Here is a 24693-nt window from a genome sequence, read left to right as displayed (position 1 = left end):
TAAAACTGCCTGCCCTCAGAGAGCGGCCTGAAGATATACCTATTTTGATTGATTATTACTTAAAAAAACATTCTGTGGTCAATCACAAATTGATTGACAAAATTGCTCCTGAAGTCATGGCTATGCTGCTGCATTATCATTGGCCGGGAAATGTCCGGGAACTTAAAAACGTAGTGGAACGGTTGGTGGTTTTGGCAGATGACAATATGATTACGGCGCAGTATTTGCCATTAGTGATTAAGAATTCTAATCAAAAGCAAGGTGATAATAAAATCACGGCTAATTTTGAAACCTTGATACGGCTGGAAGAAGCCATCATTGAAGCTGAACGACGGACAATTATCAATGTCCTGACGCTTACCGGAAACAATAAGGCCAAAGCCGCCAAAATGCTCAGAATACCGCGCAGCACTCTTTATTATAAATTGCAGAAACTAAACATTGTCTATGATGCCAATTCATATTGATGATATAGCTGCTTGATAAAATAATTTGTACGACCATATAACATAGAACCATCATGTATAGTTATTTGCAAATCATTGTGTCCAACATCTTGACCTATGTCAGTTTGTTGGACATGTCATTAGTACCAATAAAAACTATTAAATATGCTTTCCCTCAAATATTATAAAACCTCCATGTGTCAGTAGTTTTGACACATGGAGGTTTTTTGTAATAAAAAGGCCGTAAATCCTCAAATCTAATTCGGAGACAGCATTAGTGTTGTTATTGCTGTATTTGTTTGGTTTTAAGACGGTTAAATGCTAGATAATAGAACGTAATATTAATTGTTAGAAAGAGTTTATATTCTTGGCACAATGTTTGCACTAATTATGCTAAGAAAATCGCAAGGGGGGTGAAGGAATGAAAAAGCTTTATAAAATTTTGCTTCAGCAACACTTGGGTGCGCCAGACAGCCCGTTGGTCAAAATAGGTGACAGAGTGGAAAGAGGGGCGCTTATCGCTGAACCGACACGATTGGGAGCTAATATTCACGCCAGTGTACGCGGTACGGTTATTGATGTGAATGAAAAAGAAATTGTAATTGAAGCCGATGAGATTCAACCGTATACCTTCCAGCCAATACCCGCAAGTGACAGCATTGTGGAGATGATTAAAGCGGCAGGTATTGTCGGAATGGGCGGCGCCGGTTTCCCAACCCACGTCAAAATGGATATTGACATTAAAGGAGGTGTGGTTATCGCCAACGGTGCTGAGTGCGAGCCGTTGTTGGCACACAACATTAAACAAATACAAGAAAACCCGGCGGTAGTCTATAGAGGGCTAATTTACGCCATGCGGGCCACTAATGCCGCCAGGGGAATTATTGCCATAAAAAGTAAAAATACAAAAGCCATTGCCAGTATGAAGTCAGTAATAGACGACGCACGGATTGAGGTTGCAACTTTGCCTGACCTCTATCCGATGGGAGAGGAACGCGCGATTATTCGTGAGGCGCTGGGACAGCTGTTAAAGCCTGATCAACTGCCATTGGCGGCCAACGCCGTAGTCTGTAATGTGGAAACCCTCGCGGCTGTTTGTGAGGCGGTTGATTTGAGAAAACCGGTAATGACCAAGAATCTGACAGTAATCGGCAGATTAAAAAGCGGGTGTGAGGCCAAAATTTTTATGAATATTCCTATCGGTAGGCCAATTAAGGATCTGATTGAAGAAGCCGGGGGTATTGAAGGTGACTACGGCGAGATTATTATGGGCGGTCCCTTTACAGGTAAAAGCGTTGATATTGACAGTGTGGTTGAAAAGACGACGGGTGGCGTTCTGGTGACTTTGCCGCTGCCTAACGAAAAACGCAAAATGGGGCTCTTGGTTTGCGCATGCGGCGCCGGTGAGATCCGCTTACGGGAACTGGCGCAAAAAATGGGCGCCGAGGTTGTGAGTGTTGAAAGATGCAAACAAGTCGTGGATGTAAAAAACAGCATTAAATGCGAAAATCCCGGTAACTGCCCCGGTCAGGCTGAGAAGGTATTAAAACTGAAAAAAAATGGCGCTGAAGTGCTGCTTATAAGCAACTGCAGCGACTGTTCCAATACTGTTATGGGTGTCGCTCCCAAATTGAAGTTGCCGGTTTATCACCATACCGACCATATCATGCGGGCCGTGGGACATCGTCTGGTGCGCCGGCTGAAGATTGAATAATGTTAAATCTCAAATTTAAGGTTGATAAATGTCATAAGGAGGGTAAGCAAACATGTCTATAACTCCGGAAACAGCAGCTCGCCATAAAGACGATCCGGCGGTGGTATGCTGTCTGGCCAAGGTGGGAATGGTGATTGCGCCGGCCGATCTGGAAGATCCTGATTTATTGCCTGATTTAGAGGACTCGGGTCTTCTGACGGTACCTGGCAATGTGGTTAAAATCGGTCAGGCATTAGGTGCAAAACTAATTAAAACGGTGGACGCGCTGACCCCGCTGACCCCTGATATGTTGGAAGGGATGCAGACAGTGGAAAGTGAGGTTGTCGCACCGGAAACCGCGACAGAGGAGATGGCTCCGCCGGATACTGTACCGGCAGGCGGCGAACAACCGGCCGTTACAGGCGGTGTGGTACGTATTCGCATCGAAGAGTCAAAAGGCATCAATCTGGAATTTCCGACGGTTGTCGTGTATGGTGGCGCTCCGTCCGTGGCGCAAGCGCCTGTCCCGGTGGTTCCGCCGGCAGCGGTTCCGGATGCGCCGGCGATAGCGTCTGAGGATAAAATCCGCCGCACCCTGAAAAGGCGCGAATACGTAGTGACAAAGGTAGCGCTGGGCGAGCAAACAAGTTTTGAAAACGGTGTGCTGACCATTCGCAAAGCGCTGTGTGAAGAAGCTCTGAAAGCCGACCCGCTGGTCAAGAAAATTGAAATGGACATCGTTACGCCGGACAACAAACATGTTTACACCAACACCATTATGGACGTTATTCCTGTGGCTGCAAAAGTTGAAGGCCGGCTGGGCGAAGGGGTAACCAACGTCCTTACGGGTATGGTCGTAATGCTGACCGGTATGGACGAAAGCGGCCTGCAGGTACATGAGTTCGGCTCTTGCGAAGGATATCTTGATGAAAAAATCCGTTACGGACGTCCCGGCTGCCCGGATGAAAACGATATTCTGCTTCGCATCATGACTACCATCGAAGCAGGTAAGGGTATGGAGCGCTGCGGACCCTACGCTTCCCATACAGTGTGCGACGTTATTATCCAGGAAATCCGCGAGGTTCTGAAAAAAGTGCCTGCTGAGGCGGCAGTTTCAGAAGTGGAGTATCAGGATATCAGCCGTATTGGACGGCCTCGCGTAGTCCTGGTGAAAGAAATCATGGGTCAGGGGGCAATGCACGACAACGTCATCCTGCCCAATGAGCCTGCCGGTGTATTCGGCGGCCGTCCTAACGTTGACCTGGGCAATGTGCCGGTTGTTCTTTCAGCGAACGAAGTGCGTGACGGCGGTATTCATGCGTTGACCTGCATCGGGCCTGCTTCCAAAGAAAACACCCGCCATTATTTCCGGGAGCCGCTGGTAAACCTGATGGCAAGCGATGAGGAGATTGACCTGGTGGGTGTGGTGTTCGTCGGAAGCCCGCAAATCAATAATGAGAAAAACTATGTTTCTGGCCGCGTCGGGGCAATGGCGGAAGCTCTGGGCGTGGAAGGCGCTATTGTCACTACCGAAGGTTTCGGTAACAACCACATCGATTTTGCCAGCCACATCGAGCAAATTGGTAAACGCGGCGTGCCTGTTGTCGGGGTGACTTACTCCGCATACCAGGGCGCATTGGTAGTGGGCAACAAGTACATGGACGCGATGATCGAACTGAACAAGGATGCCAATGGCTTTGAATCTGAGATTTTAGGCGATAACACACTGTGCGAATGGGATGCCAAACGGGCTTTGACTATGCTGAAAAACAAGATGGCCGGCGTGGAACTCAAAGCGCCCGGCCGCAAGTGGGATCAATCGGTCATTCAACACAACCAAAAAGTGCTTGATGACCAGATCGGGTAGGTTGTTCAGCCATGAATATTGATATGACACCCCGGTTGATAAGGGGGAAAATTGTTGAGGTAACAGATGTCGGCGTCAAGATTGCCTTTTCCGGCCGGCTTGGAATTTTGAGCGTTCCCCTTAGAATGGTTTTTACCGATAAGCCTCTGGCTGTTGACGACGAAGTTGAATTGTATTTCAGCTATATTCAAGTTGTGTCCGCCAGTGATAAATAACCCGATTGAAGGAGGTAATTTTATGAAACTCACGGTTGTAGAGGGCCTGCAATCAGAGATTTATGTTCCGATTACACCACCTGCGGTATTTACCCCGGTTACTAAACCGGTTAAGGAAAGTGTGGTCGCAATTTTGACTGCCGGCGGCGTGCATTTAAAGACCCAAACACCCTTTAACCTGGCCGGTGACTTTAGCTTCCGGGAAATACCCGGCGATACCACTGCCGAGCAGTTGATGGTTACCCATGGCGGCTATGATAACAGCGATGTGAATAAAGACATTAACTCTATGTTTCCCATTGACCGTATGCGTGAGCTTGCCCGGGAAGGGTTTATTGGCGGAATCGCGCCAAGGCTTATCGGTTTTATGGGCGGTGGCGGCAATGTTAAAAAATTCGAAGAGGAAACCGGTCCGAACATCACCAGGATTCTGAAAGAGGACAGCGTCGACATGGCCGTTTTAACCGCCGGGTGAGGCACCTGCCACCGCTCTGCCGTGATTGTGCAGAGAGCGATTGAGGCTGCAGGAATTCCAACCATCATCATTGCTGCACTGCCTCCGGTTGCCAAACAGCAAGGCTCGCCCCGGGTTGCCGCTCCGCTGGTGCCGATGGGGGCAAATGTCGGCGAACCCCACAACATTGCTATGCAAACGGGCATATTGAAAGATGCCTTGAGAACATTGGAAGAAATTGATTCATTTGGGAAAATCGTGCCGCTGCCTTATGAATACAAGGCAAAAGTGTAATCTGTAACGCGAAAGTGCCGCCCGCAGCCGTAGACTTTGAAGCAGTGATAATTTCAAATATGAATGGAAAGGGAGGTGAACTTTTTGTTTAAACTGGCCGTGTCCCAGGCCAAAGGGGTAGTGATAGAGGCCCCGGAAAAATTTCTGAAAGCCGCACAAGTTCGGGCTAGCAAGCAAGCGGCGCCGTCAATTACGGAGGAGCAGGAGCTTCAATCGTTGGAAATCCGGGAGTTTTGCATTAACAGAATTGTCCTTGGAGAACGGACGGAAATTAATGGTACTACATTGACCATTGATAGGACGCTGGCCGAAAAAGCTTTGTCGGTTAGCCCGCTGGTCAAAAAAGTTGTCATAGATCTGATTGAGCCACACCAGCGAAATGTTCCGACAAACTCTATGATGGACATGCTGCCGGTTGCGGCCAAGGTAAAGGGTACGCTCGGTGAAGGAATAACCAACTATTTAAGCGGTTTCGTAGTCGTTTTAACCGGTACCGACGAACAGGGCAGACAGATAGCTGAATTCGGGTCGTCCCACGGGATACTGGCTGAAAAGGTAGAGTTTGGTATGCCGGGCACACCAGGTGCCCGGGATATCATTCTTCGTATTGATGTTGTTCTTGAAGCGGGTACTGGTATGGAGCGCAGGGGTCCGCTTGCTGCACACCAAGTTTGTGATTTTATTCTCGAAGATATTCGCAGATTGTTGTCTAAACTATCGGCACGGCAAGCTGTGCGGGTTGACACTTTTCGGGACGTTAGAAGGCCTGGTAAATCACGCATTTTGATCGTAAAAGAAGTGGGCGGCCAGGGCGCCATGCATGAAAAATTGCTGCTGCCGGCTGAACCGGGCGGAGTACGAGGGGCCAAATCGATTATCGACTTGGGCAATTTGCCGGTTGTTTTGTCGCCAAATGAGGTGAAAGACGGCGCGATTCATTCCATGACCTAGGAGTTGAAAGCATGGGTGTAGGTCCAGCCACCAAGGAAACAACGCTGCATCATTTCCGTGATCCGCTGGTGGAAATGATACGAGACGATCCTGAGTTTGATCTCGTGGGTGTGGCGATAGTAGGCAGCCCCCAGGATAACAGCCAAAAATTTTACGTTGCCGGCCGGCTTGGCATGCTGGCGGAGGCGCTCGGTGTGGATGGAGTATTGATTTATGCCGAGGGATTTGGCAATCAGCATATCGATTTTGCCGCACATATGGAAGAGTTTGGGGAAAGAAGTATTCCGGCAGTTGGTCTTACTTTTACCGCGAACGGTATGGTAGTGGAAAATGAATATATGGAAGATGTAATCGATTTGGATAAATCGGGTCAGGGGATGGAAACTGAAGTTGTTGAACAGAACGCCGTCAATGCTGTCGATGTGATAAAAGCATTAAAGATACTTAAAAAACGAATTTCTCTAAAACGGAGGAGGTCATCATGAGATTTACACGTTCAATTTTGGCCGTTGATTCACATACCATGGGTGAACCTACCCGGGTTGTTGTTGGTGGCTTTCCTAATATTCCAGGTAAGAACATGGCTGCGAAAAAGGCTTATCTGGAAAAGAATTTTGACTATGTCCGTACCGCGCTGATGCATGAACCGCGTGGACACAGGGATATGTTCGGGTCGATTATGACCAGCCCAGTTAAAGAGGATGCGGATTTTGGCATCGTGTTTATGGATGGGGGCGGCTATCTAAACATGTGCGGGCATGGTTCAATTGGAGCTGTTACCGTAGCAATAGAGACCGGTATGGTTACGGCGGTTGAACCTGTAACCCACGTGAAATTTGAGGCTCCGGCCGGTTTGATTGAGGCGCGGGCGAAGGTAAAGGAAAAAACGGTGCAGTCAGTAACAATCCGTAATGTTCCGGCATTTCTGTATAAATCCGATATCAAATTAGATGTCCCTGGAATTGGTAAGGTTACGCTGGATATAGCGTTTGGCGGCAGCTTCTTCGCCATTGTGAATGCCAGGGACTTGTCCCTGAGAGTTGCAACCCCCAATACTAACCAACTTATAAAAGTGGGGATGGCGATTAAAAAGGCAGCAAACGAACAGATTAAAGTACAGCATCCGGAATTGGAGCATATCAGGACCATTGATCTGGTCGAAATTTTTGATGAGCCAACCCATCCTGAGGCGAACTTCAAAAACACCGTTGTCTTCGGTGACGGCCAGTTGGACCGCTCACCTTGCGGCACCGGCACCAGCGCTAAAATGGCTACGCTTTATGCCAAAGGGAAATTGTCTCTTAACCAGGAGTTTGTCTATGAGAGCATAATCGGCACCATTTTCAGAGGCAGACTGGTCGAAGCAACCAGGGTAGGCGAATTTTCAGCGGTTATACCGGAGATTACAGGCAGCGCGTACATTACCGGATTTAATGAATATGTAATTGACCCCAATGATCCGGTGAAATATGGGTTTATGGTCGGTTAATTAAAACATTAGCTGCCATTATACAAGGAGGAATAAAGATGAGTATAATTAACGCTGTTCAGGGCGCTCTCGGGCTTGTAGCCGTATGGTTTTCATATGTTTTTTTCTCAAATGCCGCCAAAAACAAAGACAAATTTTCAGAAGCAAGCGTGGCAAAGTTATCCGGAACCGGTTTTATCTGCAATTTTTTTGATACCCTCGGCATCGGCAGCTTTGCGACCTCTACAGCATTAATTAGATTTTTTAAGTTGGTCCCTGATCGTCTCATCCCCGGCACCTTGAATGTCAGCATGACGATTCCCGTAATTGTGGAAGCATTAATCTTTATCACCGTTATTAAAGTAGGTATCGTAACTTTGATTGCTATGGTGGCTGCCTCCGTTATCGGTGCTGTCGTTGGCGCCGGTGTAGTATCACATTTACCTGAGAAAAAAATTCAGATGGGTATGGGCATTGCCTTGCTGATTGTTGCTTTTGTATTTGTAGCTGGTCTTTTGAAGTGGATGCCGGTTGGCGGCGAAGCGATTGCTCTTGAAGGTACAAAGCTGGCTATCGGCGTAGTCGCCAACTTTATTTTAGGCGCGCTGATGACCATCGGTATCGGCCTGTATGCTCCTTGCATGGCGCTTGTTTACGCTTTAGGCATGAGCCCGAAAGTTGCCTTCCCAATTATGATGGCGTCCTGCGCGTTTTTGATGCCGGCAGCCGGTGTCAAGTTTATCAAGGAAGCTGCTTATGACATCAAGGCCTCTATAACCATCACTATTGCCGGTACGGTGGGTGTTTTGATTGCAGCGTATCTCGTTAAAGAAATGCCGCTTGAAATTTTAAAATGGCTTGTAGTGTGTGTAATTCTTTACACCGCTGTCAGCATGCTGCGTTCTGCATTTAAAAATAAGGAATCTGAAGAGAAAACAGTAGAAATAGCTGGTGCTGGAACTTTAAATCCCAGGTAAACCCCATTGGTCAAGACAGGTAATAAAAAATTCGAGGCGATAGAATAGCATGGCCGATTTCTGAAGTAATCAGTAAATAACAAGGAAAATTTTGTTGCTGGATGTTATGATCCGGGACAACCAGAATAAGAGGTTGTCCCGGACTCGCGTTTATATCTTCATTTTGCCCAACCACTTAACCCTCTTGCTGATAGGGGGGTGGGTACTGAAAAGGCTGGCAATTTGATTCGCCGGACCCCATGCCGAAAATAGCCCCCCACTGGATAATGTTCGCAAGCATGGTTATCGCTCCGGCAAAAGCGGGGGCAATGGTTCCGAACAGCACATTCGGTTTCTTATATGAGCCAGTACTCCTTCACAACTTTCTTCTTCCATTATTCGCTTTTTGTCTTTTTATATGATAGTTTGTGCATAGCGCTTGAGAGACTTTTTTTATATAATCAAGACAAAAATGGGGTGGTATAGTTACATGGCGGAAAATAAGTATACCTGTCCGGGTTGTGGTTCAAAAAATGTCCGGCAAATGAGTAAATTTAATGTTATATGTACACTGCTGATCATTGCAGGACTTTTTTTCTTGGTGGGTTATCTATACCTGAAATTTCTATGGATAGGTACGGCGCTATTTCTTTTGTTTGCTTTCGTAAGCCTTTTTAATAGAGGGATGCTGCGATGTACGGAATGTGATCATGCGTGGAAAATGGAATAACTCTATTGACACCAAACAGGTGTTCTTGTTAGAATATCAGTAAATGGAAGAGAGGTAATGGTGATGAAATTTCAAATTGAGTTAAGCGAACAAAAGGCACGGCCTGCTTTGTCCATTAGAACAAGAACCGCAGTAGAAAAGTTGCCGCAAGTAATTGGCCAGGCTTATGGGGAGATTATGGGGTATATGGCCGAACTTGGCGAACAACCGGCAGATGCGCCGTATACAGCCTATTACAACCTTGATATGCGGGATCTAGACGTGGAAATGGGCTTTCCTGTTGTGAAGCCTTTGCCCGCCAAGGGTGAAATTAAATCCGGTGAGGTTCCCCGGGGTAAGTATGTTTCTTGTATGTATAAAGGGGCATACGGCCAAATGGAAGAGCCCTACAATGAGATGTTTAAATGGATTGAAGAAAACGGCTATGAACAAAAGGGCGTGTATTACGAATTTTACTATAATTCACCGAACGAGGTCCCGGAAAGCGAGCTGTTGACAAAGATAGTCATGGCTTTAAAATAATGTAAAACCCATAAAATATTGCGCCAAGTATAAGGGTATTGGGAAAATCTTCCCAATACCCTATATTACTGGATTCGCCGCGATATCCAATTCAAACCAAAATTCTACACCACCGTTTCTGTTTAATACGCCGTACCGGTTGTGATCTTGTTCCTGGATAGCTCTGACAATGGATAATCCCAGGCCGGTTCCGCCATAAGCTCTTGTTCTGGCTTTGTCTACCTTATAAAAACTCTCCCAGATTTTATTTAATGAATCCGGTGGAATAGAAGGGCCGGAATTATAGACCGATACAATAGCTTTTCCTTGAAGAGATTTAATGGAAGTGGTAATTAATTTTTGTTGATCGACATGATTAATGGCGTTGTTGAAGTAATTAACAATAATTTGTTCCGTACGGAACCTGTCGGCAAAAACAATTAACCCGGGTTCTTCTGACAGTGTGCAATTAACTCCCTTCTCTGAAAACAAAGGCCTATATTTTTCCATGACTTTTGCGACAAGCTTGGATATATCAAAATTGCTTTTATCTAATTGAATACCCGCTTCTATCTGGGACAAATCCAACAAATCCGATGCCAGCTTATCCAGCTTTGTGGTCTCGTCAACAATTACTTCGCAGTAAAAGTTCTTATTCTCCTCATCTTCATTTACATTTTCCTTTAACCCTTCAGCATAGCCCTGGATTAAAGAGATCGGTGTTTTTAGTTCGTGGGATACGCTGGAGATGAATTCCTTTCTCATTTCGTCAATTCTTCGTTTCTGCTCAATATCTTCCAGCAGTTTATGGTTTGCTTCGGTTAGTTCAAATATTGCAGTATGCAACTGGGTGGATAACGAATTAATGCTTTCTCCTAGTTGTCCAACTTCATCAGAAGTTTCAACCGGGTATTTTTGGTTGAAATCAAGTTTAGCGATTCTTTGGGCAATATCATTTAACTTCAATATGGGCAGGGTCAATCTTTTTGCAAAAAAATAGATAATTATACTACCAATTATAAATATCAATAATCCGGTGAATAAGAAGAAACGATTTGCTATGCGTACACTTTCATTAATGGGAGTAAAAGGGGTGTTGAGAATTAGATAGTCCCCATTGTTCAGTGTAGTTACTAAATTAATTAAATTAGTCTGAATTCTTGGGTCTTTAGAAAGATTAATGACGGCATTACCTTCTGAAAGTCTGTCCTGATTCATATGAATAAGGTTTTTTTCAAAGCTCTGTTTCATTTCAGGTTTTGCTGAGGGTTGCAGATCATCAGATCTTGGCTGAGGCGCGGGAGGAGGTTCTTCTGCGGGGGGGTCTTCAGGGATCCTCTGTAAGTGATATATTGCTTCCAGCTTTGGATTTAAGATAACAATACGAATCCCAGTGCTGCGTTCCATTATCTCCAGGTCCAGGGAGATCGTTTCCGGGTCCCCTTGATATATATCATTGATAGAGCTATATATATCCATTAAATGTTTCTTTTTTTCTGAAACGTAATAGTTTTCAAGGAACTCCCTGTTAAGAAACTGGGATAAGGCCACGAACAGAATAATTAACCCGCTCATTACCAAAAATAGTTTTATTCTAATGGTTAACTTCATGTTTCACCTCAAATTTGTATCCTATCCCGCGAATAGTTTTAATAAGGGAGCCTTTATTGCCAAGTTTGCTTCTGAGCCTTTTTATATGGGTATCAACGGTCCTGGCATCACCAAAATAGTTATAATCCCAGACCGCGCTCAATATTTGATCCCGGTTTAATGCAGTACCTTCGTTATTTACCAGGTAAAGCAACAACTCGAATTCCTTCATGCTTAAATCCAACGGCGTCCCTTCAACAGTAACAGCCCGGCCGTTTATATCTATTTCTAATCCATCCGCTGGGATGTTCAGGTTTTTACGTTCCGTAACCCTTCTCAGTAATGATTGAACCCTTGCCACCAGAATTTTAGGGCTGAAGGGCTTGGTTACATATTCATCGGCTCCCAGCTCAAACCCAAACAATTCATCTGATTCTTCAGAACGGGCGGTAAGCATAATGATAGGCACATGAGAAATCTTGCGAATTTCCCTGCACACAGCCCAACCGTCATATTCCGGCATCATTACGTCCAGAATAACCAGGTCAATGTGGTGATTATTAAAAATTTCTAAGGCCTGTCTGCCATTCCCGGCTGCGAGAACGTTGAAGCCATCCTTCTTTAGAAAATCAGTTACGAGTTTTATCATTCTGGGTTCATCGTCAGCAATTAAAATATTTGTTGATGCAGACATATGTATATCCTCTCCGAAGTAACGAAGTAACTATGAAGATAAATTTCTGCAGAAACAGCGCGTTTCCCTTTATAGCCGGTCCGGTCAAGCAAAAAAGAGACGCCCTTGGGCGTCTCCTCATTTTTAATTCTGAGTGCCGGCGGCCGGGTGTTGCGGGAACAAGTTCATCATTGCATCGGCCTGTTCCTGGGAAATAGTACCGTCAGTTACCAGTTCGCTGAGAGCTTCCTGGATTGTATTACCCTGTGCTGCCTGACCGGGTTCCGGCCGCTGGGGAAGCGCTGCCTTTATTGCATCAGCTTGTTCCTGCGTAATAGTGCCGTCAGTGACCAGTTGGCCGAGCACTTCTTCAGGGTTGTCTTTTGCTTCCTGTATAGCATCAGCCTGTTCCTGGGTGATAATGCCGTCGGATACCAGCTGGCTGATAGCATCCGGGCGTTCATTCCCTTGTGCTCCCTGAACGGGTTCCGGTCTCTGGGGAAGCGCTGCCGTTATTGCATCAGCTTGTTCCTGGGTAATAGCGCCGTCAGCGACCAGTTGAGTGAAAACATTTTCAAGTTTGTTGCCTTGTTCTCCCTGAACGGGTTCTCCTCTTTGGGAAAGCGCTGTCGTTATTGTATCAGCCTGTTCCTGGGTGATAGTACCATTGGTTACCATCTGGGTCAAAGTATCAGCTTGTTTCAATCCTAGTTGCTTTTGATCAGGTTGGTTTTTTTGGGAAAAGACTTCCAGTACTGCGTCAAGTTGCTCTTGGGTAAAAGTTCCGTCAGTTACCAATTGGCTAAACTGTTCTTCCGGCGGGGCGCCAACTTTACTTTGAATAGCTGGGCGATCAGCAAATTGTTTGTTGTCGGTTGAAAAACTGGAGTTTGCAGCAAATGCCGATCCGGCAGTGGATAAAACTAATCCGCCTAATAGAATGGTCCTGAAGAATTTTAACGTTTTTTCTTTCATCTTTTCTAAGACTCCCCTCGATAATTTTTTGTTGGTCTATGGTTAGAATTATAGGCGGCTATTGTGAACATGGTGTGAACAGATCGTGAAGTCTTCACGAAAAATAAATATGATTCCCGGTGTCCCGTTAAGTTCCACTGACATTTTCCAGAAACATTTCAGTGTGCATTTGTCGTATCTCTTGATGGGATAAATCCACTAAACCGTTGACAATAATTAGTTTCAAATTTATCCTAAAGTTACTACCGTTTCAAACAATGTTATAAACATGGCTTGGACTGGGAGGGAACGGGGTGAACGATATGCTGCGAATGGGCTTGGACGTGGGATCAACTACAGTCAAGTTAGTCATTCTGGATGACAAAGGGACCATAATTTACAAAAACTACCGGCGGCACTATGCGGAAACAAAAAGGTTCACTGCTGAACTCATTATCAATGCGTTTGAACAGGTAGGCAGCAGGCCGCTTACGGTTATGGTAACCGGTTCAGCAGGACTCGCGCTCTCCTCGTGGTTGGGAATCAAACATATCCAGGAAGTAATTGCCTGTAACAACACCGTGGATAAATTAATTCCCCAAACCGACGTAGCTATCGAACTGGGGGGAGAAGACGCCAAGATAACTTTTTTCCAGGGCGGACTGGACCAAAGGATGAACGGGATCTGCGCCGGCGGAACCGGGGCCTTTATAGATCAAATGGCTGCCCTGCTGGGGACAGACGCCCACGGCTTAAACGAACTGGCCAAACAGTATTCCACCATATATCCCGTGGCAGCTCGCTGTGGGGTTTTTGCTAAAACCGATATCCAGGTACTTTTAAATGAGGGCGCGCGGAAGGAAGATATCGCGGCTTCTGTGTTTCAAGCGGTTGTCAACCAGACTATCAGCGGCTTGGCCTGCGGAAAATCGATTCAGGGCAATGTCGCCTTTCTGGGTGGACCACTATCGTTCCTGTCTGAACTAAGGCAAAGGTTTAAAGCTACCCTGAAACTTAATGATAATCAGGCAATATTTCCTGAACAGGGTCAGTTCTTTGTCGCTATAGGCGCCGCTTTAGCATCCGGCTCCGAAAATGCAATTGATTTACACGGCTTAATTAACCGGTTAAAAGATTTGGATATAACCGGCTTTCACGAGGTTTCCCGGCTGCAGCCGCTATTTAAGGATGCAGGTGATCTTAATAATTTCCGGAAGAGACATAACGCTCATCAAACAAATAAAAGAGCTTTGGAGTCTTTTGCCGGAGAATGCTATTTGGGCATTGACGCCGGTTCAACCACTACCAAGGCAGCTCTGATAGATGAAAACGGATGCCTCCTGTATTCTTCGTATCATAATAATACCGGCAGTTCCTTGAATTCGGCCGTAAATATATTGAAAGAGCTATACAGCCGTATGCCTGCCGCAGCAAAAATCGCCAATGTGGCGGTAACAGGGTATGGTGAAGGGCTCTTAAAAGCCGCCCTGCATGTTGATGTGGGGGAAGTGGAAACAGTGGCGCACTATACAGCCGCGCAGTTTTTTGATCCCGCAGTAGATTTAATATTGGATATCGGCGGCCAGGACATGAAGTGCCTCAAGATTAAGGATGGAAGCATTGAGAATATAATGCTGAATGAGGCCTGCTCTTCCGGGTGTGGTTCCTTTATTGAGAGTTTTGCTCATTCATTGAATATTCCGGTACAGGATTTTGCCGGGCTGGCCTTGACCGCGGCTGCTCCGGTAGATTTAGGTTCCCGGTGTACCGTCTTCATGAACTCTATGGTGAAACAGGCACAGAAGGAAGGCGCCACGATAGGAGATATCTCAGCCGGGCTTTCTTACTCGGTGATCAAAAATGCCTTGTTTAAGGTTATCAAGATGAGAAACCCGGGGGAACTGGGTGAAAGAATTGTGGTTCAGGGCGGGACCTTCCAAAACGATGCCGTGCTGAGAAGCTTGGAGATCATCACTGGAAAAGATGTGGTTAGGCCGGATATCGCTCCCCTGATGGGGGCTTTCGGAGCAGCTCTCATAGCCCGTAACCGCAGGCAAAAAGGGCGACATAGTTCCCTCCTGTCAAAAGACCAGTTAAACCAGTTTTCCATTGCGACCAAATTAAACCGCTGTGGCGGGTGCGGCAACAATTGTTTGCTCACCATCAATAAGTTTCAGGACGGCAGCAGATTTGTATCCGGCAACCGCTGTGAAAAAACCACAGGGAAAGACAATAACCATGGTTCTCTCCCTAATCTGTATGAGTATAAATATAAACGCCTCCTCAGCTATGAACCTTTGCCGGAAAAAGAGGCCGGGAGGGGTACCATTGGCATCCCTATGGTCCTTAACATGTATGAAAATTATCCTTTCTGGTTTACCTTTTTCACCGGTTTGGGGTTTAAAGTGGCGCTTTCCCCTCGTTCATCAAGGGCTGTCTATGAACTGGGCAGTGAGACCATCCCTTCCGATACGGCCTGTTTCCCCGCCAAACTGGTGCACGGGCATATTGCTTCCCTGATCAAACAAGGAGTCAAGTATATTTTTTATCCCTCAATCATTCATGAGCGTCTGGAACAAAAAGAGGCTAACCACCATTTTAATTGTCCCATGGTCATTTCCTATCCTGATGTAATCAAAAACAACTTGGATATGCTCCGGGAGCAGGATGTCCAATTAATTAACCCGTTTCTCCCCTACGACAATAAGAAGCAGCTTGCCGTGCGGCTATATCAGGAGTTTGGCGCTTGGGGAATTCCCAAAAAGGAAATTGTTGGCGCCGTCGACAGCGCCTGGCGGGAAGACCGGCGCTTCAAAGAAGATATTAGACAAAAAGGAGAGGAAGTACTGGCTTATCTTGCGGAAACGGGGAAAAAAGGAATTGTGCTGGCCGGCCGGCCTTATCACCTGGACCCGGAAATTAACCACGGGCTGCCGGAGATTATTAATTCCCTTGGAATGGCCGTGCTTACGGAGGACTCGGTTGCCCACCTGGGGAAAGTCGAAAGGCCGATCAGGGTAGTTGACCAGTGGATGTATCATTCGCGGCTGTACGCGGCGGCCAGCTTCGTAACCACCCAAGCCCATCTGGAACTGGTGCAGCTTAATTCCTTTGGCTGTGGCCTGGACGCCATCACCAGCGACCAGGTGCAGGAGATCCTTAGCTCCAAGGGCAAGATTTATACCATACTTAAAATAGATGAGGGTACCAATCTCGGAGCTGCAAAAATCAGACTCCGCTCCCTTATGGCAGTAATGGGTGATAATGGAAAAAATGGGGTGGCAAAAGAGGAGCCTCCTTGCTCTCCGAAGAGAATTGTGTTTACTAAAGAAATGAAGAACAACCATACAATACTGTGCCCTCAGATGTCTCCTATGCATTTTGAATTTCTGCAAGAAGTGTTTAAAACAGATGGCTATAATATTGAATTACTGCCCACAGTAGAAAAGCACGCGGTGGATGAAGGGGTCAAATATGTTAACAACGACGCGTGCTATCCCGCCATCATCGTAATTGGACAACTGCTGGAGGCCCTGCAGTCAGGGAAATATGACCTTAACCATACCTCGGTAGTTATCAGTCAGACCGGTGGCGGGTGCCGGGCAACCAACTACATTGGTCTCTTAAGAAAAGCCTTAAATGAGGCCGGGTTTGAAAACATACCGGTGTTATCGGCCAACCTTTATGGCACAGAAAAAAATCCCGGCTTTAAAATTACTGTCGGCCTCATCAAAAAAGCGATTAAAGCGGTTGTTTATGGTGATTTACTGATGCGGGTATTGCACCGGGTCAGGCCATATGAAAGAGTTTCAGGCGCGGCTGACTTGCTCTATGAAAAATGGGTTAAACGCTGTAAATCGCAAATTATCACCGGCAACAAAAAGGATTATAAAGACAACTTGCGTGGAATTGTGGAAGAGTTTGACCGGCTCGAAATAACACCGGCGGGAAAACCGCGCGTGGGCGTGGTGGGGGAGATACTGGTCAAATATCATCCTACCGCCAATAACAATATTGTGAAGCTCTTAGAAAATGAAGGGGCAGAAGTGCTTTTGCCGGACTTGCTCGATTTCTTCCTCTATTGCGCTTATGATTTAATTTATAAATATCAGTATCTATCCGGGAAACCCAGCCATTTGTTCCTCGGGAAGTTCTTTATTCATTACCTGGAAAACAGTCGCAAGGTGATGAATGCGCTGCTGGCGAAAAGTCGCAGGTTTAATACTCCCAGTTCCATCTACCATAAGGCCTCCCTGGCGAGCAAAATCATGTCGCTGGGACACCATTGCGGCGAGGGGTGGTTTTTAACCGCGGAGATGATTGATCTGATTAAAAGCGGGGTTTCCAACATCGTGTGTGTGCAGCCTTTTGGCTGTCTTCCCAACCATGTTACCGGCAAAGGGATGATTAAGGAACTAAAGAGGAATTTCCCGCAAGCAAATATAACCGCCCTGGACTATGATCCCGGCGCCAGCGAAGTGAATCAATTGAATCGCCTTAAACTGATGCTCTCAGTCGCATTTAAAAATATGAAGGCCGCAGGCGAGTCTTACCCTGCCCTTAGCCTGTCCAGGACGCCTGTATACCAATTGCCTGGTGATAACTTGCTTATGCAAGATTAAAGAACTACAATTTGCTTCTCTGAGAAAGAACTGAGAGTTTCAAATTGGCTGTGCGGATCTAAGATATATAGTGCGGGGTATTATCGGTACATAAGACCGGTTTTTGATACTAAAAAGGATAATAGCCACCCTAGAGAAGAAATCGAGTGATTATATTATATTAAAATTTATATATTTAAACGTATAAGCTAATAAATATTTTTAATTTTACTTATTGAGATGCTTATGTTAAGTTTAAGAAAAAATTTTCTAGTAGGAAGGAATTTTATGGAGGTAATGTAATGAATAGGGGTAAGTACATAACAGTCATTTTATCATTATTGTTATCGTTTGTGTTATTGACAGGATGCGGGCAGCAAGCAAAAACTGCCGATGACGCTGCAGCGAAAGATCAATCTATTAAAATAGGAGGTTCCAGCACCCTGGCGCCCACTGTCGCCAAATGTGCCGACGATTTTACGGAAAAGTATAAAACCTGGAATAATGTTGATCCCAGCTTTTCAGAGGAGCCTATTATCATTTTTGTGTCAACCGGGGGTTCGGGATTTGGCGTTAAGGCAACCACTGAAGGCACCGTGGATATCGGTTTGGCTGCACGGGATATAAAAGATACAGAAAAAGAAAAAATGCCCAACGGAAAAATTTATAAGCTGGGTACTGATGCCCTGACAATAGCTGTAAATCCCAAAAACCCGGTGCTCCAGGTTAAACCTGATATCACAACGGAAGAAGTCAAAAAAATCTTCGCCGGTGAAATAAGCGCCTGGAAACAGCTGGACGAAAGGTTGCCGGATCGCCCCATTATTGTCGCAGTCAGGGATTTGGGCGGTGGCGCCAGCCAGGTGTTTGACGAGCTAGTGATGAAGGGAACGCCTATCGCCAAGGAGGCCATTCAAATTCCTTCAATGGGCGCCCTTGCCGTGAAGGTAATGGAAAACGCTGACGCTATCGGCTATGTCTCCACCGGGATGGTAACACAGAATGAGGGTAAAATAGGCGTACTCAGTGTTGAAGGCGTTGCCCCCACTACGGAAAACATAAGCAGCGGAAATTACAAGATAGCACGCCCGCTGTTGATATTTACAAAGGACGAGCCGGACAAGCAGCTGAAGTTCTTTATAGACTACCTGATGTCCGAAAAAGGGCTCCAGGTGGTGGAAGAGATGGGGTTCATTCCTGCCGCCAAGTAAACCATTTCATTCCGCAACAAAAAATCAAACCATCTGTGGGTAGTTGACGCTTCACTACCCACAGATTTTTTGTGGGTTGGTGTTATGCGAAGTATAATCAAGGGGAAACCAATAGAGGATGCTTTGGCAGGCTTTACCAGCTTACTGGTGTCGGTCTGCGTCACCATCCTGCTGCTGGCGATTATTGTTTTTATTGCCAGGGAAAGCTGTCCGGTATGGTCTTCATATGGACCCTTCAAAGTGTTTAGCGGGATTGATTGGAATCCCCTTGCCCGTCCCCCGCAGTTGGGCCTGGGGACGATGATTCTAAGCACGCTCTGGGTAGCCCTTGGAGCGATGTTTCTTGCTGCACCCCTGGGATTGGGCGGAGCCATTTTTTTGGCCGAATTTGCCCCCGCCTGGCTAGCCGGGGCGTTTAGGCCGGTGTTGAACATTCTGACCGGTATTCCCTCGGTGGTGTATGGTTTTGTCGGCGCCACTGTTTTGGTAAAATGGTTTGAGGTCTCTTTCAATATGGCAAGCGGCGAGTCGCTGTTTTGCGCTTCATTGGTTCTGACTGTGATGGTTATGCCGTATATTGTCACCACATCCGAATCCGCCCTTCGCGCCGTACCGGAAGAATATAGACAGGCAGCTCTAGCACTCGGCGTATCCAAGCAATATGTGGTGCTGAAGATACTGCTGCCTCTCGCAAAAAAAGGCTTGCTTGGAGCCCTGATCCTTGGTTTTGGCCGGGCGGCCGGGGAAACAATGGCGGTTTTAATGCTTGCCGGCAACACACTGAGACTGCCGGCATCCTGGTTTAGCAAGGGGGAGCCTCTCTCAGCCCTGATCGCTCTGGAACTGGGCGCCTCGGAAGCCGGCAGCCCGCATTACCAGGCTTTGTTCGCAGCCGGACTGGTTTTGCTCACGATCCTCTTTATGATTAACCTGACTTTAACGATAATCAGAAAAGACATAGGGAGCGGGGTGAGGAAAAGTTGATCCTACGATCCTGGCTGGACAGGTTGTTGCTGCTGCTGTTCTGGGGCTCCGGCCTGCTCATACTGCTGATCTTAATTGGCATTATCGGTTATCTGATTTGTCGGGGCGGCTCATCACTAACTCTGGAGTTTTTAACTACTACCCCCAAGGGTTTACCACTGGGGACCAGCGGGGGAGTTTTGCCAGCCGTTAAAGGCACCTGCCTGCTGGTCTTGATTGCTGTAGCTGCTTCAGCGGCGCCTGGCGTGATCACAGCGGTGTATTTGTCCGAATACGGAAGGTATGCAAAACTTAAAGTCCTTGTAAATATGACAATTCAGTGTATGGCCGGGATTCCTTCTATCGTTACCGGGCTCTTTGGCTACGCTATTTTTGTGGTCTACTTTGGTATGGGGATTTCCTTGCTGGCCGGCGGCCTGTCTTTAGGGATCATGGTTTTCCCGGTCATTGTGCTTACTTCAAGAGATGCGTTGCTGGCCGTAAATGAACAGTATCGTCTGGCTGGCGCTGCGCTGGGTGTTTCCCGCTGGTACATGCTGATCAGGGTCATTATCCCTCAGGCGGCGCCGGCCATGCTTAGCGGTATTTTATTAGCAATGGGTTACGCTGCCGGGGCCACAGCCCCGATCATGGTCACTGCGGCCGTTATTTCTGCCGGGATGAGCGGAGGCTTAATGGAGCCGGTTATGGCTTTGCCTTATCATTTATATGTCTTATTCAGTCAGCATATTTCAATGGAAAAAGCCTATGGCACAGCTCTTTTGCTGGTCCTGTTGCTCCTGTTATTAAACATTACGGCTTTATGGCTTAAGGGGCGTCATAGAAAAGGAGTCTAGCAGATATGGTAGTTAAGGTTGAGAACTGGAATGTCTTTTTTGGAAAAAGCCATGTCTTAAAGGATATTACGCTGGAATTTAGGGGGTGTGGAATTTTTGCCGTTATCGGGCCGTCGGGTTGTGGCAAGACGACGCTCTTAAAAAGTATTAACAGGACGGCTGAGTTGGATAGTGGTTTTAATTATAGCGGTGCAGTTTTGCTCGAAGGGGAAAACATATATCAAAAAAACAATATAGCCTCTATCCGCCGCAGGGTTGGCATGGTATTCCAAACTCCTGTAGCCCTGCCCATGAGCGTTAAGGAAAACGTTCTTTTTGGGCCGCGGTACTTTGGTGAAAAAAATAAGCAGAAATTGAGTGAGATATGTGAACGAAGCTTGAGACACGCCGGCCTCTGGGAGGAAGTCGTGGACAAGCTGAATCGGCCGGCCGGTGAACTTTCCGGCGGGCAAAAGCAGAGGCTCTCCATTGCCAGGGCACTGGCCGTCGATCCGGAGGTGTTATTGCTTGATGAGCCTTGTTCCAGCCTGGATCCGGCTTCCAGTATGCTGATAGAGCGGCTCCTCACACAACTATCCTGTACGCTGACTATTGTTCTGGTAACCCATAACCTATTTCAGGCTAAAAGGATCGCTGACGAGACAGTACTGATGATGGCTGGTAAGATAGTGGAATACGGACCATCTGGACAGTTTTTTTCTAAGCCGTTAAGGCAGGAAACCGTTGATTTCATCTCCGGTTTAACCTGGTAGGTTTAAGTTTATTGCTTTATTTCCGTCCATCCTCTGTGACAGGCCGGTCAGTGGCTCCGGTTCTCTCCAGCTTTACCAAATCTTCCTATTGAACAGGAATCAAATGGATTAGCGTAAATTTATTGGTATTTTAATATGAGGAATTATTTTACTCCCTCGTAAGCACTTGAGAATCCGCTTCAAAGGAACCTTCTCCGGTTGGAATCATATGCTAATGATATAATCTGGTTACGGAGGGGTCTATATGGCTGTGGCATTCACTGCCGAACAGGTTAGGTTTTTTGGTACTTTTTTTTCAACCATAGTTTTCCTTATAACCTTACTGATTAGAATCAAAAGGTTTCTTGGCCCAATCATTTAACTAAATATTCCCCAAGCAGTAAAACTGCTTAGTACATTCCTCAAGTTTTGCCCATAAATCCGGGCGCCTTTTTTTGAGGTCGAAAGGCTTGCCCGTATCATCAACATAGGTGTGCACAGTCTTTCCCTCACAAGCTATTGAATGGTCATCAAACTTGGTAATAATATATTCAAAGACCATGCGGGTACGGCCTAAACGGGCAAGCTTTGTATTTAGAATGTATTTCTCTTCAGGTTTTAGATTTTTCCGGTAACGGCAGGACGCTTCAACAGCGACCACCACAATACCCTGTTCATGAAAGGTTTGTTGATAGGGAAGGCCTACTTGTTGCAGCAGTGCCACCCGGCCGTCCGTAAACAGGTCAAAGTATTTAGCATAATATACGATCCCCGCAGCGTCGCAGTCTCCCCAGCGGACCTCCATTACCTGCTCATTGGAGATACTTCCGCAGGCCTCAATCATTTCTTTCTGCATTTATATCCAGCCCCCTTAATACACTCCATTAAACAATATTTGATATATAAGGTACTATTTTAGTATAGTTTAAAAATATAGCATGTCAAGAAGTGAAAGGCAGCCAGGTGGGTGGTTCGATACTTTATTTGTATTACTATTAGTATTTTTGTTATAATCGTTTCATAACGTTATTTAGGGGAAGCTGTCGAATGGCAACAGTGCAAAGCATCTGATGACAGCCAGGCGAAAAGAGAGAATTGACGAGCTTGATGTTTTGAGGGGTATGGCCATCCTGTCGGTAATACTCCAGCATGCCCTTGGTGTTTATATTCGCAGGCCGGAAATGCAATTTGCCGATGCCGCCATGATCGGCATGCTCTTTAATATCACCAAGTTTGCCGTGCCGGCTTTTGTATTCGTGACAGGCGCAGCTCTCGTCTATAACTATTATGATAACCTGGATTATCCAAAATTCTTATGGAAAAGAGTTAAGGATATCCTGCTTCCATACTTAATCTGGTCGATCGCATACGAAATCTATTCTAATGGTCTTCCAGCAACTAATTATTTATGGTTGAGGGGTTTAGCCAAAGATCTTTTATATGGGAACGCCTTTTACCACCTCTGGTTTGTGGTGATGATATTTCAGTTTTACCTCGTTTATCCTGTCTTTAGATCGTTGTTTAGAAAAGCCCCGGCTATACTTGACAGTAAGCTCCGCTTTGCTGCAGCGGTGGGCCTTCTCGCAGCCATCTATACGTTCATAATGTGGTTTTCCAGCAGCTATATTCCGTCAGCTGATTTACATGCAGGCTCAAAAGCGGTGCAAGTCATTTTTATCGAACTGCGCGACCGGAATTTTATCTACTTTTTCTTTTATTTTATTCTTGGCGGGATAGCCGGTTTGATATTGCCACGCTGGCGCGAATTCGTAGCAAGGTCCTGTATCTGGAACACCTATGTACTGGCTTCGCTTTTCATATGGATAGGTTTCGAGTTGATGCAGGGAGTATCCGGCGGGCTGGTTAACTTAAACTATTCTACATCATTAAAGCCGTCGATGTTCTTTTACACAGTGTCTGAAATCATATTTCTCTACGGAGTTTCAATGGTCATTGCAAATAGCGGTTCGATTATATTCAAGTTTTTTTCCCTGGCCGGGAAATACTCCTACGGGATTTATCTTGTTCATGCGTTCCTGTTGATATATGCCGTCGGAATGGTAGACAGGTTCTCACTAACCTCTCACCACCTTTTGGCCGGCGTTTACTCCTTCATTCTGTGCGCGCTGGGCACAATTGCGGTTGTTATGCTGATAAGCAAGATCCCCGGGGGTAAGTTCTTGATAGGTCCCATACCGGGCAAATAAAGAAAAGTGACTTTTGAATCTTAAACTCAAATAAAAAGGAAGATGCAAACATTGATTAATGCTAAAGAAGTTCATTTTGCCGTCGTCCGCGGCGTATCCGGTAATTATGACCAGTGTATCAAGCCAAAGGGCAATAATGGCAGGATCGATATTCAACTAACCAGGGAACAGCACCGGCGGTACTGTCAAACCTTGCAGCAATTGGGGTTGACATTGCTGCAAGTGGATGCCGACGATAGATTGCCTGACTGTTGCTTTGTTGAAGATACAGCCATCGTAGCGGGCGAAACTGCGATTATCACCCGTATGCAAGCCCCATCAAGGGTTTTGGAAACGGCTGCAGTCAAGAAGCTGCTTGCAAGTTATAAAACTACAAGAGAAATTACATCTCCCGGTTTTATCGACGGGGGAGATGTACTGAGAATTAACAACAAACTATACATCGGACTGTCCGAACGCACCAACCAGCATGCGGTTGCACAGGTTAAAGCCCTGGTTGCGGACAATGGCTACGAGGTCATACCGGTTGAAATCAAGGGGACCCTGCATCTTAAAACAGTCTGCACTTACCTTGGGGATGGCTGTGTTATAATGGCCCCCGGCCATTTTGACCATAATATCTTTTCCGGATACAGAAAAGTTATTGTCTCCGGGGAAGAAGCCTATAGCGCCAATTGTCTGGCAGTCAACGGCAAGGTTGTGGTCCCCGGCGGTTACCCCCGTACCAGGGAGTGTATTGAAAAAGAAGGGTTTGCCACGGTCGAGGTGGACATTTCAGAGTTCAGGAAAGGAAACGGGGGGCTTACGTGCCTGTCAATCATATTTTAACCAATAGGGCTTGGGAGAGAGAACCTCTGAATGGGAGGTTCTTTTTGTTGCTTCCCAATTATTGATTACAGTTTCTATAAAAAGTTTAGCGCCTTTGTAACTCCCGATTTGAAAGACTATATTGATATCATGGCTGAGGAATCTGATCAAGTTCCGGCTAAAGACGCAGCTCTTGTTATTGGTTGGGATGAGGTCCTCAGGAGGGCGTTAAACCAGGAGGAGTTCATTAACGCATACAAGGATTCCATGAAAGTTGATGAAGTCAGGGAACTATATAAAAAATACCTTACTTTCACCCTGTATGGCTTAAACAATACTCCGCTTTTCAGCTATGAATCAGTTTTGATAGTTCTTATAGCTGTGTTTGGGTATTTAATGACACGACAGAGATCATATAGCTTGTAACCATATAATCCGGGGACTTTGTTTATTGAAGGGACGGTGTTCGGCTTGCTTTTGCCGGATGCCGTCCCTTTCTTTGTTTTTCATTAGTTGAAGATAAA

At 46.1% G+C, this 24693-nt stretch carries 22 protein-coding genes and 1 pseudogene; 18 read left to right on the top strand and 5 right to left on the bottom strand.

Going from position 1 to position 24693, the window contains the following annotated elements:
• The 9 genes from Psfp_RS09085 to Psfp_RS09045 all read left to right on the top strand — a co-directional run.
• The coding region (locus tag Psfp_RS09085; RefSeq protein ID WP_134218222.1) for a helix-turn-helix domain-containing protein at positions 1-467 on the top strand (467 nt) is incomplete at its 5' end.
• Positions 468-867: 400 nt separating this feature from the next.
• Positions 868-2160: a proline reductase-associated electron transfer protein PrdC gene (gene prdC / locus Psfp_RS09080; protein WP_134218221.1), complete on the top strand. Its 1293-nt coding sequence runs from the start codon at positions 868-870 to the stop codon at positions 2158-2160.
• Between the two features lie 52 nt (positions 2161-2212).
• Positions 2213-4006: a D-proline reductase (dithiol) proprotein PrdA gene (gene prdA / locus Psfp_RS09075; protein ID WP_134218220.1), complete on the top strand. Its 1794-nt coding sequence runs from the start codon at positions 2213-2215 to the stop codon at positions 4004-4006.
• A gap of 11 nt (positions 4007-4017) precedes the next feature.
• Positions 4018-4221, top strand: a complete 204-nt coding sequence (locus tag Psfp_RS09070) for a CBO2463/CBO2479 domain-containing protein (protein ID WP_134218219.1) — start codon at positions 4018-4020, stop codon at positions 4219-4221.
• A 22-nt stretch (positions 4222-4243) separates the two neighbouring features.
• On the top strand, positions 4244-4969 hold the full coding sequence (gene prdB, locus Psfp_RS09065) for a D-proline reductase (dithiol) protein PrdB (protein WP_134218218.1): 726 nt from the start codon (positions 4244-4246) through the stop codon (positions 4967-4969).
• Between the two features lie 84 nt (positions 4970-5053).
• Positions 5054-5920: a hypothetical protein gene (locus Psfp_RS09060; RefSeq protein WP_134218217.1), complete on the top strand. Its 867-nt coding sequence runs from the start codon at positions 5054-5056 to the stop codon at positions 5918-5920.
• Between the two features lie 11 nt (positions 5921-5931).
• Positions 5932-6405: a glycine/sarcosine/betaine reductase component B subunit gene (locus Psfp_RS09055; protein ID WP_134218216.1), complete on the top strand. Its 474-nt coding sequence runs from the start codon at positions 5932-5934 to the stop codon at positions 6403-6405.
• Positions 6402-7409 (top strand): proline racemase, encoded by a 1008-nt coding sequence (locus Psfp_RS09050; protein ID WP_134218215.1) that lies wholly within the window; start codon positions 6402-6404, stop codon positions 7407-7409. The genes Psfp_RS09055 and Psfp_RS09050 overlap by 4 nt, the downstream gene beginning before the upstream one ends.
• A gap of 38 nt (positions 7410-7447) precedes the next feature.
• On the top strand, positions 7448-8365 hold the full coding sequence (locus Psfp_RS09045) for a sulfite exporter TauE/SafE family protein (RefSeq protein WP_134218214.1): 918 nt from the start codon (positions 7448-7450) through the stop codon (positions 8363-8365).
• A gap of 235 nt (positions 8366-8600) precedes the next feature.
• On the opposite strand, the pseudogene Psfp_RS22215 reads toward Psfp_RS09045, so the two are convergent.
• Positions 8601-8713 (bottom strand): annotated as a pseudogene (locus Psfp_RS22215) (protease HtpX); the annotation flags it as partial.
• 424 nt (positions 8714-9137) lie between these two features.
• On the opposite strand from Psfp_RS22215, the gene Psfp_RS09035 reads away from it, so the two are divergent.
• Positions 9138-9596: a GyrI-like domain-containing protein gene (locus Psfp_RS09035; RefSeq protein ID WP_134218213.1), complete on the top strand. Its 459-nt coding sequence runs from the start codon at positions 9138-9140 to the stop codon at positions 9594-9596.
• A gap of 60 nt (positions 9597-9656) precedes the next feature.
• Here the strand turns inward: Psfp_RS09035 and Psfp_RS09030 are convergent, their stop codons facing one another.
• The 3 genes from Psfp_RS09030 to Psfp_RS09020 form a co-directional block, all read right to left on the bottom strand.
• Positions 9657-11186 (bottom strand): HAMP domain-containing sensor histidine kinase, encoded by a 1530-nt coding sequence (locus Psfp_RS09030; RefSeq protein ID WP_134218212.1) that lies wholly within the window; start codon positions 11184-11186, stop codon positions 9657-9659.
• On the bottom strand, positions 11170-11859 hold the full coding sequence (locus tag Psfp_RS09025) for a response regulator transcription factor (protein ID WP_134218211.1): 690 nt from the start codon (positions 11857-11859) through the stop codon (positions 11170-11172). Before Psfp_RS09025 ends, Psfp_RS09030 begins: the two co-directional genes overlap by 17 nt.
• A 123-nt stretch (positions 11860-11982) precedes the next feature.
• Positions 11983-12813 carry a hypothetical protein gene (locus Psfp_RS09020; RefSeq protein ID WP_134218210.1) on the bottom strand — a complete coding sequence of 277 codons (831 nt, stop codon included), beginning with the start codon at positions 12811-12813 and terminating at the stop codon, positions 11983-11985.
• A gap of 293 nt (positions 12814-13106) precedes the next feature.
• Here Psfp_RS09020 and Psfp_RS09015 point away from each other — a divergent pair, with 293 nt between their 5' ends.
• The 5 genes from Psfp_RS09015 (at position 13107) to Psfp_RS08995 (ending at position 21176) form a co-directional block, all read left to right on the top strand.
• Positions 13107-17414, top strand: a complete 4308-nt coding sequence (locus Psfp_RS09015) for a 2-hydroxyacyl-CoA dehydratase (protein ID WP_134218209.1) — start codon at positions 13107-13109, stop codon at positions 17412-17414.
• 281 nt (positions 17415-17695) lie between these two features.
• Complete coding sequence (locus Psfp_RS09010; protein WP_134218208.1) at positions 17696-18604, top strand: phosphate ABC transporter substrate-binding protein; 909 nt, start codon at positions 17696-17698, stop codon at positions 18602-18604.
• An 84-nt stretch (positions 18605-18688) separates the two neighbouring features.
• On the top strand, positions 18689-19588 hold the full coding sequence (gene pstC / locus Psfp_RS09005) for a phosphate ABC transporter permease subunit PstC (protein ID WP_134218207.1): 900 nt from the start codon (positions 18689-18691) through the stop codon (positions 19586-19588).
• Complete coding sequence (pstA, locus tag Psfp_RS09000) at positions 19585-20424, top strand: phosphate ABC transporter permease PstA (RefSeq protein WP_134218206.1); 840 nt, start codon at positions 19585-19587, stop codon at positions 20422-20424. The genes pstC and pstA overlap by 4 nt, the downstream gene beginning before the upstream one ends.
• A gap of 5 nt (positions 20425-20429) precedes the next feature.
• Positions 20430-21176, top strand: coding sequence for a phosphate ABC transporter ATP-binding protein (locus Psfp_RS08995; RefSeq protein ID WP_134218205.1), 747 nt, complete (start codon positions 20430-20432; stop codon positions 21174-21176).
• A 361-nt stretch (positions 21177-21537) separates the two neighbouring features.
• Here the strand turns inward: Psfp_RS08995 and Psfp_RS08990 are convergent, their stop codons facing one another.
• Entirely contained in the window at positions 21538-22011 is a 474-nt protein-coding gene (locus tag Psfp_RS08990; RefSeq protein WP_134218204.1) for an acyl-CoA thioesterase, read from the bottom strand.
• 214 nt (positions 22012-22225) lie between these two features.
• Here Psfp_RS08990 and Psfp_RS08985 point away from each other — a divergent pair, with 214 nt between their 5' ends.
• From Psfp_RS08985 to Psfp_RS08975, 3 genes are read left to right on the top strand one after another with little or no spacing between them, the layout of a single operon-like run.
• On the top strand, positions 22226-23362 hold the full coding sequence (locus Psfp_RS08985; protein ID WP_134218203.1) for an acyltransferase: 1137 nt from the start codon (positions 22226-22228) through the stop codon (positions 23360-23362).
• A gap of 51 nt (positions 23363-23413) precedes the next feature.
• A complete protein-coding gene (locus Psfp_RS08980; RefSeq protein ID WP_192895344.1) occupies positions 23414-24190 on the top strand; it encodes an arginine deiminase family protein in 777 nt (258 codons plus the stop codon).
• A 30-nt stretch (positions 24191-24220) separates the two neighbouring features.
• Complete coding sequence (locus Psfp_RS08975) at positions 24221-24595, top strand: hypothetical protein (protein WP_134218201.1); 375 nt, start codon at positions 24221-24223, stop codon at positions 24593-24595.
• The last annotated feature ends 98 nt before the right edge of the window (positions 24596-24693 follow it).

Origin of the sequence: Pelotomaculum sp. FP, assembly GCF_004369245.1 — a bacterium.
In the GTDB taxonomy this organism is placed as follows: Bacteria; Bacillota; Desulfotomaculia; order Desulfotomaculales; family Pelotomaculaceae; genus Pelotomaculum_C; species Pelotomaculum_C schinkii.
The sequence above is the reverse complement of the archived record's forward strand: the minus strand, read 5'-3'. Positions and strand labels throughout refer to the sequence as shown.